Origin of the sequence: Algoriphagus marinus (assembly GCF_001936475.1) — a bacterium.
In the GTDB taxonomy this organism is placed as follows: domain Bacteria; phylum Bacteroidota; class Bacteroidia; order Cytophagales; family Cyclobacteriaceae; genus Algoriphagus; species Algoriphagus marinus.
On sequence record NZ_MSPQ01000003.1, the window covers coordinates 141,509 to 157,496 of the forward strand.

At 44.0% G+C, this 15,988-nt stretch carries 14 protein-coding genes; 12 read left to right on the plus strand and 2 right to left on the minus strand.

Annotation, left to right across the window (positions count from 1 at the left end):
- The first annotated feature begins 290 nt into the window (after positions 1 to 290).
- The 10 genes from BVC88_RS07375 to BVC88_RS07420 all read left to right on the plus strand — a co-directional run bounded on the left by BVC88_RS07375 (position 291) and on the right by BVC88_RS07420 (position 12,901).
- Positions 291 to 2,330 carry a discoidin domain-containing protein gene (locus tag BVC88_RS07375; protein ID WP_075350022.1) on the plus strand — a complete coding sequence of 680 codons (2,040 nt, stop codon included), beginning with the start codon at positions 291 to 293 and terminating at the stop codon, positions 2,328 to 2,330.
- Positions 2,331 to 2,332: 2 nt separating this feature from the next.
- Positions 2,333 to 3,664, plus strand: a complete 1,332-nt coding sequence (locus BVC88_RS07380) for a sulfatase family protein (RefSeq protein ID WP_075350023.1) — start codon at positions 2,333 to 2,335, stop codon at positions 3,662 to 3,664.
- Positions 3,664 to 5,055, plus strand: coding sequence for a sulfatase family protein (locus tag BVC88_RS07385; protein WP_075350024.1), 1,392 nt, complete (start codon positions 3,664 to 3,666; stop codon positions 5,053 to 5,055). The genes BVC88_RS07380 and BVC88_RS07385 overlap by 1 nt, the downstream gene beginning before the upstream one ends.
- A 68-nt stretch (positions 5,056 to 5,123) precedes the next feature.
- The gene (locus BVC88_RS07390) at positions 5,124 to 5,696 is read left to right on the plus strand and encodes a gluconate 2-dehydrogenase subunit 3 family protein (RefSeq protein ID WP_075350025.1); all 573 of its coding nucleotides are present in this window, start codon (positions 5,124 to 5,126) and stop codon (positions 5,694 to 5,696) included.
- Positions 5,689 to 7,398, plus strand: coding sequence for a GMC oxidoreductase (locus BVC88_RS07395; protein ID WP_075350026.1), 1,710 nt, complete (start codon positions 5,689 to 5,691; stop codon positions 7,396 to 7,398). Before BVC88_RS07390 ends, BVC88_RS07395 begins: the two co-directional genes overlap by 8 nt.
- Positions 7,399 to 7,761: 363 nt before the next feature.
- Entirely contained in the window at positions 7,762 to 9,477 is a 1,716-nt protein-coding gene (gene acsA / locus BVC88_RS07400; RefSeq protein WP_075350027.1) for an acetate--CoA ligase, read from the plus strand.
- Between the two features lie 4 nt (positions 9,478 to 9,481).
- Positions 9,482 to 10,468, plus strand: coding sequence for a pyruvate dehydrogenase (acetyl-transferring) E1 component subunit alpha (gene pdhA, locus BVC88_RS07405; RefSeq protein WP_075350177.1), 987 nt, complete (start codon positions 9,482 to 9,484; stop codon positions 10,466 to 10,468).
- Entirely contained in the window at positions 10,465 to 11,451 is a 987-nt protein-coding gene (locus BVC88_RS07410; RefSeq protein WP_075350028.1) for an alpha-ketoacid dehydrogenase subunit beta, read from the plus strand. The genes pdhA and BVC88_RS07410 overlap by 4 nt, the downstream gene beginning before the upstream one ends.
- Complete coding sequence (locus tag BVC88_RS07415; protein ID WP_075350029.1) at positions 11,448 to 12,656, plus strand: dihydrolipoamide acetyltransferase family protein; 1,209 nt, start codon at positions 11,448 to 11,450, stop codon at positions 12,654 to 12,656. The genes BVC88_RS07410 and BVC88_RS07415 overlap by 4 nt, the downstream gene beginning before the upstream one ends.
- Entirely contained in the window at positions 12,653 to 12,901 is a 249-nt protein-coding gene (locus BVC88_RS07420) for an acyl carrier protein (RefSeq protein ID WP_075350030.1), read from the plus strand. The genes BVC88_RS07415 and BVC88_RS07420 overlap by 4 nt, the downstream gene beginning before the upstream one ends.
- 27 nt (positions 12,902 to 12,928) lie before the next feature.
- Here BVC88_RS07420 and BVC88_RS07425 read toward each other — a convergent pair whose 3' ends face one another.
- Positions 12,929 to 13,882: a pyridoxal-phosphate dependent enzyme gene (locus tag BVC88_RS07425; protein ID WP_075350031.1), complete on the minus strand. Its 954-nt coding sequence runs from the start codon at positions 13,880 to 13,882 to the stop codon at positions 12,929 to 12,931.
- Between the two features lie 97 nt (positions 13,883 to 13,979).
- Between BVC88_RS07425 and BVC88_RS07430 the strand changes: the two genes are divergently transcribed.
- On the plus strand, positions 13,980 to 14,651 hold the full coding sequence (locus BVC88_RS07430; protein WP_083639040.1) for a peptidoglycan DD-metalloendopeptidase family protein: 672 nt from the start codon (positions 13,980 to 13,982) through the stop codon (positions 14,649 to 14,651).
- On the opposite strand, the gene BVC88_RS07435 is transcribed toward BVC88_RS07430, so the two are convergent.
- Positions 14,648 to 15,418, minus strand: a complete 771-nt coding sequence (locus BVC88_RS07435; protein WP_075350032.1) for a type III pantothenate kinase — start codon at positions 15,416 to 15,418, stop codon at positions 14,648 to 14,650. The genes BVC88_RS07430 and BVC88_RS07435 overlap by 4 nt on opposite strands.
- A gap of 71 nt (positions 15,419 to 15,489) precedes the next feature.
- On the opposite strand from BVC88_RS07435, the gene BVC88_RS07440 reads away from it, so the two are divergent.
- Entirely contained in the window at positions 15,490 to 15,969 is a 480-nt protein-coding gene (locus BVC88_RS07440) for a GNAT family N-acetyltransferase (protein ID WP_075350033.1), read from the plus strand.
- Positions 15,970 to 15,988: the final 19 nt, after the last annotated feature.

Below are 15,988 nucleotides of genomic sequence, written 5' to 3' on the forward strand. Positions count from 1 at the left end.
AAGGAGCTAGTTCAGCTGATTTACTTAATTTTTTTTTCAAATTGAACCGTTAAAGGGCAATTAGTAAGAGTTGATTATTTCACAATAGGTTGATTACTCACATTTGCCAGATCCGAAGGATCTTAACTATTCATGACCCTCGGCGCAGCCGGGGGCAAGGCTAATGATAAGTCTAGAAGCCCCGAATGGGGCGAAACTCTATCAAACCAAATACAAACCTCCCCTCCCAATCAAAATCATCTTTCGATTCCCATCCAAAATGGCTAATATCCTTTTTTAAAATTCACCCAATGAAAAATCTGATTTACCTGCTTTCTCTGCTGACGCTTTCTTTTTGCCAAGAGAAAGCTTCTCCCCCTGCACCGATTCTGCCTGTTCCGGATGCCCGACAGATCGCTTGGCAAGAACTCGAATATTACGGCTTTGTCCATTTCAATATGAATACCTTCTCAGATCGGGAATGGGGATTTGGGGATGAAAAACCCGAACAATTTAACCCGACTGAACTGGATGTGCGTCAATGGGCGAGAATAGCATCGGAAGCGGGAATGAAAGGATTGATTATCACCGCCAAGCATCACGATGGCTTTGTGCTTTGGCCATCGGCTTATACCGAGCACTCGGTAAAGAATAGTCCTTGGCGTGATGGAAAAGGGGATTTGATCCGTGAGTTTGCCGATGCTTGTCGGGAGTACGGTTTGAAAGTGGGGATTTATTATTCCCCTTGGGATCGGAATCATCCCGACTACGGTAAGCCGGAATACATCACCTATATGCGAAATCAACTCACCGAATTGTTGACCAACTATGGGGATATTTTCGAGGTTTGGTTTGACGGTGCAAATGGGGGTGATGGTTGGTATGGAGGAGCGAATGAAACTCGGAAAGTGGATAAATTCAGCTATTACGATTGGCCGACGACTCACGAACTGGTCAGAACTTTACAGCCTGGAGCCATGCTATTTAGCGATGCTGGTCCGGATGTGCGATGGGTGGGGAATGAGCATGGGTTTGCCTACGAGACCACTTGGTCCAATTTGATGCGGGATTCTGTCTATGCGGGCATGCCGGAATACTCTGAAAAATGGGCAGATGGGCAGGAAAATGGCACGCATTGGGTTCCGGCGGAGTCGGATGTCAGCATTCGCCCGGGATGGTATTACCATGCCTATGAAGATCATAAAGTAAAGACTTTGCCTCAGCTTGTAGAGATTTATTACAATAGTATCGGTAGAAACAGTTCCATGCTAATCAACTTCCCGGTAGATCGACGTGGCTTGATTCATGAAAAAGATGAAGCAGCGATTTTGGCTTTGGGAAAGAAAATCAAAGCAGACTTTGCAGTTAACTTAGCCGCTCAAGCAGTGATTTCTGCCAATGAAAGTCGTGGTTCGGGTTACGAGGCTGAGCAGGTGTTGGATGGAGATTACGAGACCTATTGGAGTACATCGGAAGGAGTGATTTCAGCCAGTTTGGAATTGGACTTTGGAAAAGAAACGGAATTCAATCGACTTTTACTTCAAGAATATACGCCATTAGGACAGCGGCAAAAAGCCTTTTCTTTAGAAATAGAAGTCAATGGAAACTGGGAGAAAATCGCCAAAGGAACCACTATTGGCTACAAGCGAATCCTAAGATTTCCACTTCAAAAAGCTCAAAAACTTCGTATCAATTTCTTGGATGGAAAAGGGATTCCGGTCATCTCCGAACTCGGGATTTATCATGCGCCGTCTCTTCTGATTCCGCCAAGTATCAAGCGGGATAAATCGGGTGATGTCACCTTAATCCCTTCGGATGAGGATTTGGAAATTCGCTACAGCTTGGATGGTAGCGAACCAATACAGCTATACTCGAATCCTATTCCTTTATTGGAAGCCAGAACCTTGAAGGTTTTGAGCTTTGATCCAAATAGGCAAGAAAGTAGTGAAATTCTGGAAGTTAATTTGGATCTGCCAAAAGCCAGCTGGAAGTCTATGGAGACAGATGCTGAAAAAGCCATTGATGAAAATTCAGCTACTTTCTGGACCAGCTCGGAGAATCAATTAACGCTCGATTTGGGCGAATTAATCAATATCAAAGGCTTTACTTACTTCCCCATGCAAGCACGATATCCAAGCGGATTTATAAAGAATTATGAGTTTGAGGTTTCGGTGGATGGTAAAAATTGGAGCTCCGTTTCCAAAAGTGAGTTCGCCAATATTGCCAATAACCCAATCCAGCAGGAAGTTCGATTTGATCCAGTTTCGGCTCGATTTATTCGTCTGAAAGCCACCCAAACTACAGATGGAAATGCTGCTACCTTCGCCGAACTTGGAATTTTGACCCGATAGATATGAAGCATTTTATTTTAGCAGTCTGTTTGGCAATTGTCTCGATGCCGAGCTTTGCGCAGCAAAAACCTAATATCATCATCCTGTTTGCAGACGATATGGGCTATGGGGATTTGGGAATCACTGGACATCCGACAATCCGTACTCCAAATCTTGATCAGATGGCGATGGAAGGAATGCGCTGGAGTAATTTCTACTCCGTTTCTCCTGCTTGTACCGCCAGTCGCTATGGACTTTTGACCGGAAGATATCCGGGAAGGTCTGGCTTTGGTTGGGTGCTCAATCCTGATTCGCCAAGAGGAATTCATCCGAAGGAATTGACTTTGGCCGAAGGGCTAAAATCCCAAGGCTATGCCACGGCGATGTATGGAAAATGGCATCTCGGCACGACCAAACCCGAATTTTCACCACTTCAAAATGGCTTCGATGAATATGTAGGCCTGCCTTACAGTAATGACATGATTCCTCCCAAATGGCCGGATATCGCGCTGCTATCTGGCAATGACACCCTCGAACTGAATCCAGATCAAACCAAATTGACCCAGCTTTATACCGATCGAGCCATTCAGTTTATGGAGAAGAATCGGGACCAACCTTTCTTTATCTACTTGCCCTATGCGATGCCACATGTGCCACTTTTCCCGGGGAAAGCTTTCGAAGGTAAATCTCGACGCGGATTATATGGGGATGTGATTGAGGAAATTGACGGCTCGGTAGGGCAGATTTTAGCGTATTTGAAAGCAAATGGCTTGGCGGAAAATACGCTGGTTTGGTTCACCTCTGATAATGGACCTTGGATCATCAAAGGAGATCAGGGAGGTTCGGCGGGACTCTTCCGGGACGGGAAAGGCAGCACTTGGGAAGGAGGACAGCGCGAGCCTTCTATCGCTTGGTGGCCTGGGACTATAGCTGCAGGTTCGGTAGAGATGAATTTGGGAGCCACCAAAGATATTTATGCTACGGCAATGCATTTGGCTGGAGCAAAAATTCCTACGGACCGAATTGTAGACGGGGTTAATCTCAGTGGAAATCTGAATTCAAAGTTTGGAGCGAAAGCAAGTGATGACACCTTCTTCTATTTCGGTTTCGACAATACCGTTTTTGCCGTCAGGCAAGGGAAGTGGAAACTCCATATTCGGACGAATAGCCAAACTGGAGAAACCTATTTCGATGACCCTTTGCCCTTGCTTTTTGATCTGGATACTGATCCTTCGGAAAAGTATAATCTTGCTTCGGCTAATCCTGAACTGGTGAAACAATTGGAAGAAATGATCCAGAAGTTCAATGCTGAGGCTTCGGCTAATCCGAATTTTTATACACTAGAAAATCAATAATGAAGAATTCAATTATGATCCTTTTCGCCGGAGTCTTTCTCCTTTTCTCCTGCGGAAAAAAAGCCCAAGAAATCCCCAAGCCTGCCAAGCCTAATATCTTGATTATACTTTCGGACGATCAAGGTACTTTGGATTTGAATAGCTACGGTTCGACAGACTTGGCTACGCCAAATCTGGATCGATTGGCTAGTCGAGGAGTTCGCTTTACCCAATTTTATGCAGCGGCTCCGGTTTGTTCGCCTTCTCGAGCCAGCCTTTTGACAGGCAAATACAATTTCAATGCAGGGCTTTTTGGGAATGTGGACACGCCCAATAATGATCCCGAGGGATTATCCGGATTACCAACGGAGGAGATCACGATGGCTGAGGTTTTCAGAACGGCAGGATACCGTACAGCCGCTATAGGGAAATGGCATTTGGGACATACCCCAGAAAAATTACCCAATGGTCAGGGTTTTGATTATTTCTTTGGACATCAGCGAGGATGCATTGATAACTATTCCCACTTCTTCTATTGGAATGGGCCGAACCTCCATGACCTCTATCAAAATGAGCAGGAAATCTATCGGGAGGGACAGTTTTTCGGTGATTTGATGGTGGAGGAAGTGAAGCAATTCACCCAACCATCAGCCGATCCCTTCTTTATTTACTGGGCGATTAATATGCCGCATTACCCCTATCAGGGTCGGGAATCTTGGCTCAAGCATTATGAAAATCTTCCCAGCCCCCGCCGGGAATATGCAGCATTTCTCTCTACTCTGGACGAATTGGTAGGGAATGTACTGGATCATTTGGAACAAACAGGCCAATTGGAAAACACCATTATTGTCTTCCAATCGGATCATGGTCATAGTACCGAGGAGCGAGCCTATTTTGGTGGAGGAAATGCTGGGCCTTTTGCCGGGGCAAAATTCAGCATGCTCGAGGGAGGCATCCGAGTGCCTGCAATAATTTCTTGGCCGGGGAAAATTCCCGAAGGTGAAGTTCGCCATCAATGGGCTGGGGCGGTGGATTGGTTGCCGACTTTGGCGGATTTTGCCGAAGTGGAAATCCTCAATCCCACTGAGTTGGATGGACTAAGTCTGCGAAAAGTAATCTCTGAGAATGCCTCCTCTCCTCATGATCTGATGCACTGGGGCACAGGAAATCCAGAAAACCCAAAAGCGGCTTGGGCTGTGCGAAAAGGAGCTTGGAAACTTTTGGGAAATCCTACTGACCCTACGAACAAACTCACTTTTGGCGAAGCCGATCAACTCTACCTCGTCAATCTGGAGCGCGACAGCACCGAAGTCAAGAATCTAGCCACTGAAAATTCCGAGGTGGTTTCTGAGCTGCTGAAACTTCATGAAGATTGGTTGGAGGGAATTTTGAACCGCAAATCCTCAAATTGATGGCAATTGCTTGACATTTTCATTACCTTATTTGCTGAAATTAATCACACCCAAAAAACCTATAACCTATGAACAGACGCATCGCTTTGCGGCATCTTGCGCTGATCTCCGGAGGACTTGCCCTGATTCCTTCCTGCGATTTCAGTTCGGATGATATCCTCGCAGCCTACGACAAACTCAAAGTCACCGCTTCTCAAAAAACGCTACTCGGTGATATCTCCAATACCATTATTCCTGCCGGAGAAATCAAAGGAGCTCTTGATCTGGAAGTCCCTGATTTTATTTTAGTAATGATCAATGATTGCTTCACTACCGAAAACCAGGCAATGTTCACCAAAGGATTTGCGGCTTTTCCCGACTATGTGAAAACAATTACAGGAAGTAAATTCGAAAAATTAGATACTAAAAAGAAGGAGGAAATCATCCAAGCCGGTACTAAACTGGAAGGCGGAGAAACCGAAGAGGGCCAAACCAACAAGGCAATTTCTTATTTTCTGAATACGACCAAGCGATTCACCATCCAAGGCTATATGGCCTCCGAATACATTCAAACCGAAGTGATCCCTTACTCATTGATTCCCGGCGAATACAATGGTGCGGTGCTGATTACTGACCTTCAAAAACCTCGCATCAATGGCTAATCTGAATATTAGAAGTAAACAAGAACGAACCTATGAAGCCATTGTGGTCGGTTCAGGGATCAGTGGAAGTTGGGCTGCAAAAGAACTTTGCGATTTGGGCGTGAAAACGCTCATGATCGAGCGTGGTCGAAATGTGGAACACATCAAAGACTATCCGACTACCAACATGCTTCCTTATGAATTTCCGCATCGCGGACAAATGCCGAAGGAAGTGAAAGATGCCAATCCAGTTGTGAGTAAGTGCTATGCCTTTAATGAAGATGCGGCTCACTTTTTTGTCAAAGACGCCGAGCATCCTTATGTGCAGGAAAAGCCATTTGATTGGATCCGAGGCTATCAGGTAGGCGGGAAATCACTCCTTTGGGCGAGACAGGTACAACGTTGGTCAGATTTTGATTTTGAGGGCCCGGCTCGTGATGGTTTTGCGGTGGATTGGCCGATTCGATATAAGGATATCGCTTCCTGGTACAGCCATGTGGAAAAATTTGCTGGGGTATCCGGGAATAAAGATGGCTTGCCTCAACTTCCGGATGGGGAGTTTTTGCCGGGCTATGAGTTGAATGTGGTGGAGAAATATTTTGCAGAGCAACTCAAAAAACACTACGGGAATGACCGTCATATGATTTCATCCCGATGTGCGCACATCCATGGAAATGCCGAATATTATGCTCAGCAAGGTCGGGCAATGTGTCAAAACAGAAACCTTTGTCAGCGGGGCTGTCCTTTTGGAGGCTATTTCTCTTCCAACTCATCGACTATTCCTTGGGCTTTGAAAACTGGAAATCTCACCTTGAGACCAGATGCCATTGTTCATTCGGTGATTTATGATGAAGAATTAGGTAAAGCGACAGGTGTACGGATTATCGATGCCCACACGAAGGAAGTGGAGGAATTTTATGCTCCTGTGCTTTTTATCAATGCTGCTGCCTTGAATACCAATTTGATCTTATTGAATTCTACTTCCAATCGCTTCCCGAACGGTTTGGGAAATGATAATGGATTGCTTGGTAAATACGTGGCTTTCCATAATTACCGAGCTCGTGTTTCTGGAGAATACGAAGGGCTTTCCGAATATGCTACTTCAGGGGGAAGACCAACCAGCGGTTACTTTCCAAGATTCAGAAATGTCTATAAGCAAGAGACTGATTTTCTTCGCGGATATGCTGCTGGCTTTTCAGGAGGAAGAGGGGCAAGAGCGGATAACAGCGGAATAGGCATGGAGCTGAAAGAAAGCTTGCTCAATCCTGATCAATATGGGCCTTGGCGTGTAGGATCGCATATGATGGGTGAGACCTTGCCAAAAGAAACGAATTATGTGGCTTTAGACGAAAATCTGAAAGATCCATACGGAATGCCTCAGTTGAAGATCAACATTGACTATGATGACAATGATGAAAAAATGACTAAAGATTATATCGAGCAGATGACTGAGATGTTTGAAAAGGCTGGTTTTACGAATATTCAATCCAGTGACAGCAAGCAAGCGCCTGGATTGGATATCCATGAGATGGGTGGTGTGAGAATGGGAAAAGACCCGAAGACTTCACTACTTAATGCCAATCATCAGCTGCATGCAGTACCCAATGTCTATGTGACAGATGGGGCTTCCATGACCTCAACTTCTACTCAGAATCCATCGCTGACCTATATGGCTTTTGCTGCGAGAGCGGCACATCATGCGGTGGCAGAAAGCAAGAAATGAAGTTAGAAAGCTGAAATCAGAAATCTAAAAAATACAGCCCAAGTCGAGAGATTTGGGCTGTTTCATTTTTAAGCAAAAAATAACCAGCCTCCCCAAATCTATATTTCCCCCCGAGCGAATAATCCTGTAATATTTTTAGTACTAAGCTTATCCCTTGGTCTCCAAAACATTGCATTTCAATATCAAAGAATATGATTTAAGTCATTAATGGCTAAATGATTGGACTCAAATTGGATTTCATTTTTATTAAAATGGTAAATTAAGAAAGGATCAATTCCTCACTTGATTTTTTGAGGATTGAAAGATTTTAAATACTGGTCCACAACCCAGGTTTCTAGAATTTTCAAATTTTAAGATCTAGTTATGAAAGAGCCCAATTTAACCGATTACGCAAAGCTTTATCAGCATTTTGACTGGCAAAAGGAGCATAGTCAATTAACAGGATTACCCAACGGAAAAGGACTGAATATTGCACATGAGGCGGTAGATCGGCATGCTTCTGGCCACTTGAAAAATACGGTTGCCCTTCGCTTTATCGGAAAGGAGGAAAAGACTGATGATTACTCTTATGGAGATTTAAAAATCCAGACTTCAAAGTTTGCCAATCTTCTGGCGGGCTTGAAATTAAAAGAAGGAGATCGGGTTTTTTCTTTACTGGGTCGAGTACCGGACTTGTATATCGCGGCTTTAGGGACGTTGAAATTCAAAGCTGTTTTTTGTCCTCTGTTCTCAGTTTTTGGACCGGAACCCATTTTTCAACGATTAAGTAAAGGTGATGCAAAAGTTTTGGTCACCAATACAAACTTTTATGAGAAAAAAATAAAGGGACTTCTTGATCGGCTTCCTTCCTTAGATTTCATCTTACTGACGGACTCAGCTGAGCATGTAGATAAGAAAGCTCTTTCCTTGACCAAACTCATGAGGGAAGTCTCTGAAGAATTCATTATTCCTTCTACAGATTCAGAAGACCCGGCTTTGTTGCATTTTACAAGTGGGACCACAGGAATGCCGAAAGGTGCTTTGCACGTTCATCAGGCCGTGCTTACCCATTTTACCACCGGAAAATATGTATTGGACTTTCATGAAGGGGATGTTTTTTGGTGTACTGCAGATCCAGGTTGGGTGACCGGAACTTCTTATGGGATCATTGCTCCTTTGGTCAACGGCGTTACCAGCATCATAGATGAAGAGGAATTTGACGCGTTGCGCTGGTATTCTATATTGGAAAAGCAGAAAGTCAATGTGTGGTATACGGCCCCTACGGCCATCCGAAGATTGATGCGAATGGAGCTGGTGCCCAAAGAAAAATATGACCTTTCCAATTTAAGACTGGTGCTGAGTGTAGGCGAGCCGCTACATCCCGGAGCAGTGACTTGGGGACAAAAAGCTTTTGGAGTTCCCGTGCTGGATAATTGGTGGCAAACCGAAACCGGCGGAATAATGATTGCCAATTACCGTTCGATGGAGGTAAAACCGGGCTCCATGGGAAAGCCACTTCCAGGAATAATCGCAGCGATAGCTGATGTGGACGGCTCAGAAATCAAGATTTATGATAAACCGGAAAATCAGGGTCATTTGGTTTTGAAAAAGGGATTTCCTTCTCTTTTCAGGGGCTATCTCCATGAGGAAGAACGCTACCAAAAATGCTTCAAAGGAGACTGGTATATCTCTGGAGATCTAGCCAAAATTGATAAGGATGGCTACTTCTGGTTTATCGGAAGAGCGGATGATATCATCAAAACTTCTGGACATATGGTTGGCCCATTTGAAGTGGAAAGTACACTTATGAAGCATCCGGCAGTGGTTGAAGCTGCTGTCATCGGAAAGCCTGAGCCATCTATCGGAGAATTGGTCAAGGCATTTGTTGTTCTGAAAGAAGGCTTTGAACCTACTGACGAAATGAGCCAAGAGTTAATTGGTTTCGCCAGGAAAACAATGGGGCCGGCAGTGGCGCCCAAAGAAATTTCCTTTATAGAGAGCCTTCCTAAAACTAAAAGCGGAAAGATCTTGAGAAGGCTGCTCAAAGCCCGTGAATTGGGATTGCCGGAAGGGGATTTGTCAACACTTGAAAAAGGCTAAAATCATGGAGAAGAAGAAAAAATTAGATTCAAAAGAGGGACAGCGGCTTTTACAGCAAATGATACTCATTCGAAGGTTTGAAGAAAAATCTGCTGAAGAGTATACCAAGTCCAAAATCCGGGGATTCTTGCATCTCTATACCGGCGAGGAAGCAGTTGCAGTAGGCGTTATTCAAGCGTTGACTGAAGAAGATAATATTCTTTGTACTTATCGGGAGCATGGACATGCGTTGGCGCGAGGAGTGGATCCAAATGCTATCATGGCAGAGATGTATGGAAAGCAGGAAGGTTGCAGCAAAGGCCGCGGAGGTTCCATGCACCTTTTTGATGCCTCAAAGAATTTTTTTGGAGGAAATGCTATCGTAAGCGGTCACCTTCCATTGTCAGTTGGGATGGCTTTGGCGGCAAAAAAACAAAAGAAAAATAATGTGACTTGCTGCTTTTTCGGTGAAGGAGCTGCCGCAGAAGGTGAATTTCATGAATCGATGAATCTTGCCGCGCTATGGCAGGTTCCGGTACTTTTTGTTTGTGAAAACAACCTCTACGCGATGGGGACTGCCATCAAATTGACACATTCTATGCAGCAATTGGAAAAGAAAGGTGCTGCCTATGGAATCGAAGCAGCAGCAGTAGACGGCATGGATTTATTGGAAGTGATGGAAGCCGTTGAAAAAGCCTTAAAGACGATCAAGGAAAAAGGGCAGCCCTATTTTCTGGTTTGTAATACATATCGATTCCGAGCGCATTCCATGTTTGATGCCGAATTGTATAGAGAAAAATCAGAAGTAGAGGAGTGGAAAAAGAAAGATCCAATTCCAAAGTTTCAGGAATTTTTACTGAAGGAAAAACTCATCACTGCCAAGAAAATTACAGAAATCGAAAAAGCAGTGGATGCACAGATCCAAGAGTCTATTGAATTTGCAGAAAACGGAACTTGGGAAGATGCTGAAAACCTGACGCGATTTGTATACTCTGAAACGGAATCGATATGAGCGACATGATCAAAATAACCTATCGAGAGGCCATAAAACAATCCATCCGCGATGTCATGCAAAAAGATGAGCGTGTGTTCTTGATGGGCGAAGATGTAGGAAATTATGGAGGAGCTTTCGCAGTGAGCAAAGGTTTGTTGAAGGAATTTGGTGCGGAGCGGATTATGGATGTTCCTCTTTCAGAATCCGGATTTACCGGAGCGGGAATTGGGGCTGCACTTGCCGGCATGAAGCCGATTGTGGAAGTGATGACGGTCAATTTTAGCCTTTTGGCGATGGATCAGATTTTCAATAATGCTGCTACGCTGCTGCACATGTCCGGTGGACAGTTGAATGTTCCGGTGGTGATCCGAATGGGTTGCGGCATAGGCAGGCAATTGGCGGCGCAGCATTCCCATAGTTGGGAGCCATTTTTTGCCCATGTACCAGGATTGATTGTGCTTTCGGTGGGTACGCATGAAGATGCAAGAGGGATGTTGATTTCTGCGATGGAAAGTCCCGATCCAGTAATCATTTTTGAATATACCTTCATGCTGAATATGGAGAAAGAAATCCCTGCAGATTCAGGAGCTGTTGAGATCAAAAAAGCCAAAGTTCTTCGGGAAGGAAAAGACATTTCGCTGATCACTTATGGAGCTGGGGTTTATAAATGTTTGGAAGCTGCCGAAGCCCTAGGTCAAGAAGGAATAGATGCCGAAGTAATTGATTTAAGAGTGTTGAGGCCGATGGATGAGGAGACATTTCTGAATTCCGTGAAAAAGACAAATCGAGCATTAATTGTGGAGGAAGCATGGAGGTCAGTCAGTATTTCATCTGAAGTGATTTCCAGAATTATGGAAAAAGCCTTTTTTGATTTGGATGGGCCTGTGGAAAGACTCTGCGGTGTGGAGGTGCCAATTCCGTATCCCAAGCATTTGGAAGATGCTTCTGTTCCTCAAGTATCGGATATTTTAGATAAGGTTAAAAAAATGCTAAAGCCATGATCAAGTTTCAAATGCCCAATTTGGGAGCGGATATGGAAGCCGGTACACTGGTTGAATGGAGAAAGCAAACTGGCGAACTCCTCCATCGGGGAGATATTATTGCTGATGTGGAAACGCAAAAAGGATTAATTGAAATCGAGGTTTTTGATGAAGGAACCTTAGAAAAACTTCTGGTGAAAGAGGGAGAAAAGGTTCCTGTCGGTACCGTTTTGGCTTTTATCAATGATGGAAAAGCTGATGTTTCGGAATCTACTACTCCTGAAGAGGAAGTGCCAAAACAAGAAATTCATCCGATTGAGGATAGGGTAGAAACCCCTCATGAGAAAATTGAAGAGGGAGAGCGGATTAAGATTTCTCCTTTGGCAAGGAAAATTGCTGAGGCTAATCATGTTGATATTTCCTTGTTGAAAGGAACAGGCCCGGAAGGGTCGATAGTGAAAAAAGACGTTGAAGAGGCTATTTCCGAAGGGGAAAAGCCAACTCAAGAAGGTGAAAAGAAAACCGAAGAATCAAAAGAAATTCCAGCAAAACCTTCTACGGCAAATGCCAATGCTATGCGGATGGCTGTGGCTGCCGCGATGAGTAAGTCCAACCGGGAAATTCCTCATTACTATCTGGAAAAAAGAATGGACATGTCCAAAGCGATGGATTGGGTAAAGGAAACCAATAAAGAGCGGCCGATTCAAAAGCGTCTTTTACCTGTAGCGCTTTTGATCAAAGCAGTAGCAAAAGCACTCGATGAAGTTCCCGATCTCAATGCGACCTGGGAAAATGGGCTTCAGCGAAAAAATGAAATCAATATAGGTTTTGTAGTTTCCTTGAGATCTGGTGGGATTGTCGTGCCGGCTATCCTTCAGACTGATTCAAAAACAGTAGATCAAATCATGGAAACTATCAACGATCTTATCCCTAGAGCTCGAGCCTTCAAATTGAGAAGTTCGGAGCTTAGCCAATCCACTTTCACCATCACTAGTATAGGAGAAGGAGGAGCGGATAAAGTATTTGGTCTGATCTATCCGCCACAGGTTGGGATTGTCGGTTTTGGAGAAATTAGCGAACAACCATTTGCCGAAGATGGTATGTTGGGAATTCGCCCCATTGTGGACGTGACTTTGGCAGCAGATCATCGTGCTACTGACGGATTAATAGGAAGCAGGTTTTTAGCAGCACTCAACAAACATTTACAAAACCCAGAAGAACTATGACCGAGGAAGAAATCAAGAAAACAGTTTTTCAATTATTGCAAAGGATTGCCCCCGAGACAGACCCATCGCGATTGATGCCAGAAGAGAATATCCGGGAAGTACTGAATATCGATTCGTTTGATGCGCTACAATTTATCGTGTCTATCAGCGAGAAACTGAATGTGGATATCCCTGAAGAGGATTATGGAAAAACCAGCAACCTTAAATCGCTGTTAGCTTATTTGGAAAAGAAGGTGAAAAAGTAATTTTGCTAAATTGCTCTTTTGTCTTTATCAAAAAGGCAACTTCCCCAAATCTACATTTCCTCCGGAGAGGATAATCCCTACTTTTTTACCTTTGAAGCGCTCTTTATTTGCCAACAAAGCGGCTAGAGGAACAGCACAGGAAGGCTCGATGATGATCTTCATCCGCTCATAGATCAGGCGCATGGCAGCGATGATCTGGGGATCTGTAGCCAAAAGGATGTCTGACACATACTTCTGAATCAATTCAAAATTCAGAACTCCAAGCGAAGTGAGTAATCCATCTGCGATGGTATTGGGATTTGTTTGTGGGATAATTTTACCTGCATGAAAAGAGCGATAGGCATCATCAGCACCTGCAGGTTCCGCACCGATTACCTCGATTTCCGGATCCCAATGATGTGTAAGTAATGCCGTGCCACCTAAAAGTCCACCACCACCCACAGGAGCCATGATGATTTCCAGATCGTCCTGCTCCTCATGAAATTCCAAGGCACAAGTGGCTTGCCCTTCTATGACGTCCATAAAGTCATAAGGTGGGATAAAGGTTGCGCCAGTGCGTTTTACGACTGCTTCAAGCGTGGTCTCCCGTGCTTTCAGATTAGGTTCGCACTCGATGATTTCTCCTCCGTACCCTTTTACTGCTTTTTTCTTGATTTCCGGAGCATTGGAAGGCATCACGATATAAGATGGGATTCCAGCGACGGTTGCTGCACGGGCAAGAGCGGCAGCATGATTTCCGCTGCTATGCGTGGCTACCCCTTTTTTCTTTTGTTCATCGGTGAGTTTCATGACAGCATTGGCTGCGCCACGAGCTTTGAAAGCACCTACTTTTTGGAAGTTTTCACATTTGAAATAGATCTCACAACCTGCCATTTCATTGATGGTGGAATTTGTCAGAATCGGAGTTTTATGAATAAAAGATTTGATACGTACTGCGGCAAATCGAATGTCGTTCAGGGAAGGGAAGTGGGTGTTTTCCATGTCGAAAAGTAGGAATTTCTTTTTGCCTTTGAAATTATCAAGGGTAGAATCTCTTCAGATGATTTAGGCGTTTCAATTATTTTTTAAATCTTCGGGAATGAATTGGAAAGCGATTGATTTTTACCCGATCATGGGAGAGCAGTTGAATAGCAAGAATACGATGAAACTGGATTTCAGCCCTGCAAATAAGGACTTGGAAAAGGTCGATTTGGGGAATACTGCGGTATTCAATGAGTTTGTATTCGGTCAACTGAAGCAATCCGGCAAAATCTACGGGATAGGTGGTTATCTGGAGTATCGGGTTATCTATAGGAGAAGTGAGCGGTTCGAGACTTCGGAAGCTGACTTTCGGAATATTCATTTGGGAGTAGATATCTGGACGGAAGCTGGCGCTACGATTTATGCTCCCTTGGATGGGGAGATTTATTCGATTCAGGATAATGCAGGTTTTGGTGATTATGGCCCAACAATCATCTTGAAACATATTCTGAATGGAAAGGACCTCTATTCACTTTATGGGCATTTGACCAAAACAGATTTAGGACTTTTTGAAATAGGGCAGCAAATCAAAGCAGGTGATCTTCTTTGCCATGTAGGTCCATATCCTGAAAATGGGGATTGGCCGCCGCATTTACATTTTCAACTGATGTGGGAACTGGGAGAGATATTTGGAGACTATCCGGGGGTCTGTGCCAAGCGGGAGCTAGACTATTACGCTGAAAATTGCCCTAATCCCAATCTGGTCTTGAACTGTGAAGTTTTGGATTAAGTATTTGCGTCGGTGATTAGTCTTAATCCTTCCAGTGTAAGATTTCGATCCACCTCATCGAAAATTTTCTCCAATGGTGTCAAGACGGCGGATAATCCCCCGGTTGCAATTACTTTGAATTCCAGCTTTGCTTCTTGGCTGATCGTTTCAAGCATGCCTTTGATCAGACTGCTATAACCATAAAAAATCCCCGCCTGAATCGCGTGTATCGTATTTTTCCCGATGGCTGATTCGGGGACTTTCAAAGCGACTTCCGGCAGTTTGGAGGTATTGGAAAAAAGAGATTTAATGGCTGTTTTGATCCCTGGGACGATGTTGACCCCAAGCACTTCGCCGTTTTCATTGATTACAGTAAAGGTAAGTGCCGTTCCAAAATCGACGATGATTACAGGTCTCTGAAATTTTTTAAATCCTGCCATCACATTACACATCAGATCAGTTCCCATTTCTTGCGGCCTGCTTGTTTTGATTGGAAGCTTTGGATAGCTTTTTGCAGAAATGAGGTAGGGTTTTTTGCCCAAAAAGTTGATGCAAAAGTCAGTGATGATCTTATTGATTTCCGGGACTACTGAGCTGTAACCTATCTGGGCAATATCCTGTGGTCCGATTCCATGCTCCAAAAAATAGAGTGGTACTTTTTTGCTGAGCTGGTTTCCCAGCGTTTCAAAATTTGTCTCGAGACGAAATTGATTTTTCCATCGATTTTCTTCTCGGTCAAAAAGAGCAAAAACTACATTGGAATTCCCTGCGTCAATCGCTAAAAACATATATCTTGGTTTTGGCTAAATTTAGCCTTTCCTTCATGTAAAATCCAAAATTCAATTCAACCCCCTATCAAATGTTTTCTATTCGAGCTGGAAAAATCGAGGACCTACCTCGTGTTTTAGAGTTGATCTACGAACTCGCAGTCTATGAAAAAGCCCCTGAACAAGTCATTAACACCGTTGAAATGATGGAAAAAGATGGTTTCGGGCCAAATCCTGTTTTCGGATTTTTTGTTTGTGAAAAAGAAGATTCTGGTGAAATAATTGGTACTGCGATATATTACTACCGCTATTCTACCTGGAAAGGGAAGCGTATTTACCTTGAGGATTTGATTGTCACTGAATCTGAAAGGGCTCAGGGTGCTGGCAAATTATTATTTGATCGAATCATGGCAAAAGGCCTTGAAGAAGGCTGTACCGGGATGATGTGGCAAGTGTTAGACTGGAATGAGCCAGCGATCAATTTTTATAAGAAATATTACCAAGCTACTCTGGAAGAAGGTTGGCTCAATGCCCATCTTCAGGATTATGAGATTAAACGGCTTTTGAGCTAAACTAATTAATACAAGATAC

Excerpts from the sequence above, each read along its gene's own strand:
- BVC88_RS07425 (WP_075350031.1), bottom strand. The coding sequence starts at position 13,882 with ATGGAAAACACCCACTTCCCTTCCCTGAACGACATTCGATTTGCCGCA.
- BVC88_RS07390 (WP_075350025.1), top strand. The coding sequence starts at position 5,124 with ATGAACAGACGCATCGCTTTGCGGCATCTTGCGCTGATCTCCGGAGGA.
- acsA (WP_075350027.1), top strand. The coding sequence starts at position 7,762 with ATGAAAGAGCCCAATTTAACCGATTACGCAAAGCTTTATCAGCATTTT.
- BVC88_RS07430 (WP_083639040.1), top strand. The coding sequence starts at position 13,980 with ATGAATTGGAAAGCGATTGATTTTTACCCGATCATGGGAGAGCAGTTG.
- BVC88_RS07440 (WP_075350033.1), top strand. The coding sequence starts at position 15,490 with ATGTTTTCTATTCGAGCTGGAAAAATCGAGGACCTACCTCGTGTTTTA.
- BVC88_RS07420 (WP_075350030.1), top strand. The coding sequence starts at position 12,653 with ATGACCGAGGAAGAAATCAAGAAAACAGTTTTTCAATTATTGCAAAGG.
- BVC88_RS07415 (WP_075350029.1), top strand. The coding sequence starts at position 11,448 with ATGATCAAGTTTCAAATGCCCAATTTGGGAGCGGATATGGAAGCCGGT.
- BVC88_RS07395 (WP_075350026.1), top strand. The coding sequence starts at position 5,689 with ATGGCTAATCTGAATATTAGAAGTAAACAAGAACGAACCTATGAAGCC.
- BVC88_RS07435 (WP_075350032.1), bottom strand. The coding sequence starts at position 15,418 with ATGTTTTTAGCGATTGACGCAGGGAATTCCAATGTAGTTTTTGCTCTT.
- BVC88_RS07410 (WP_075350028.1), top strand. The coding sequence starts at position 10,465 with ATGAGCGACATGATCAAAATAACCTATCGAGAGGCCATAAAACAATCC.
- BVC88_RS07380 (WP_075350023.1), top strand. The coding sequence starts at position 2,333 with ATGAAGCATTTTATTTTAGCAGTCTGTTTGGCAATTGTCTCGATGCCG.
- BVC88_RS07375 (WP_075350022.1), top strand. The coding sequence starts at position 291 with ATGAAAAATCTGATTTACCTGCTTTCTCTGCTGACGCTTTCTTTTTGC.
- BVC88_RS07385 (WP_075350024.1), top strand. The coding sequence starts at position 3,664 with ATGAAGAATTCAATTATGATCCTTTTCGCCGGAGTCTTTCTCCTTTTC.
- pdhA (WP_075350177.1), top strand. The coding sequence starts at position 9,482 with ATGGAGAAGAAGAAAAAATTAGATTCAAAAGAGGGACAGCGGCTTTTA.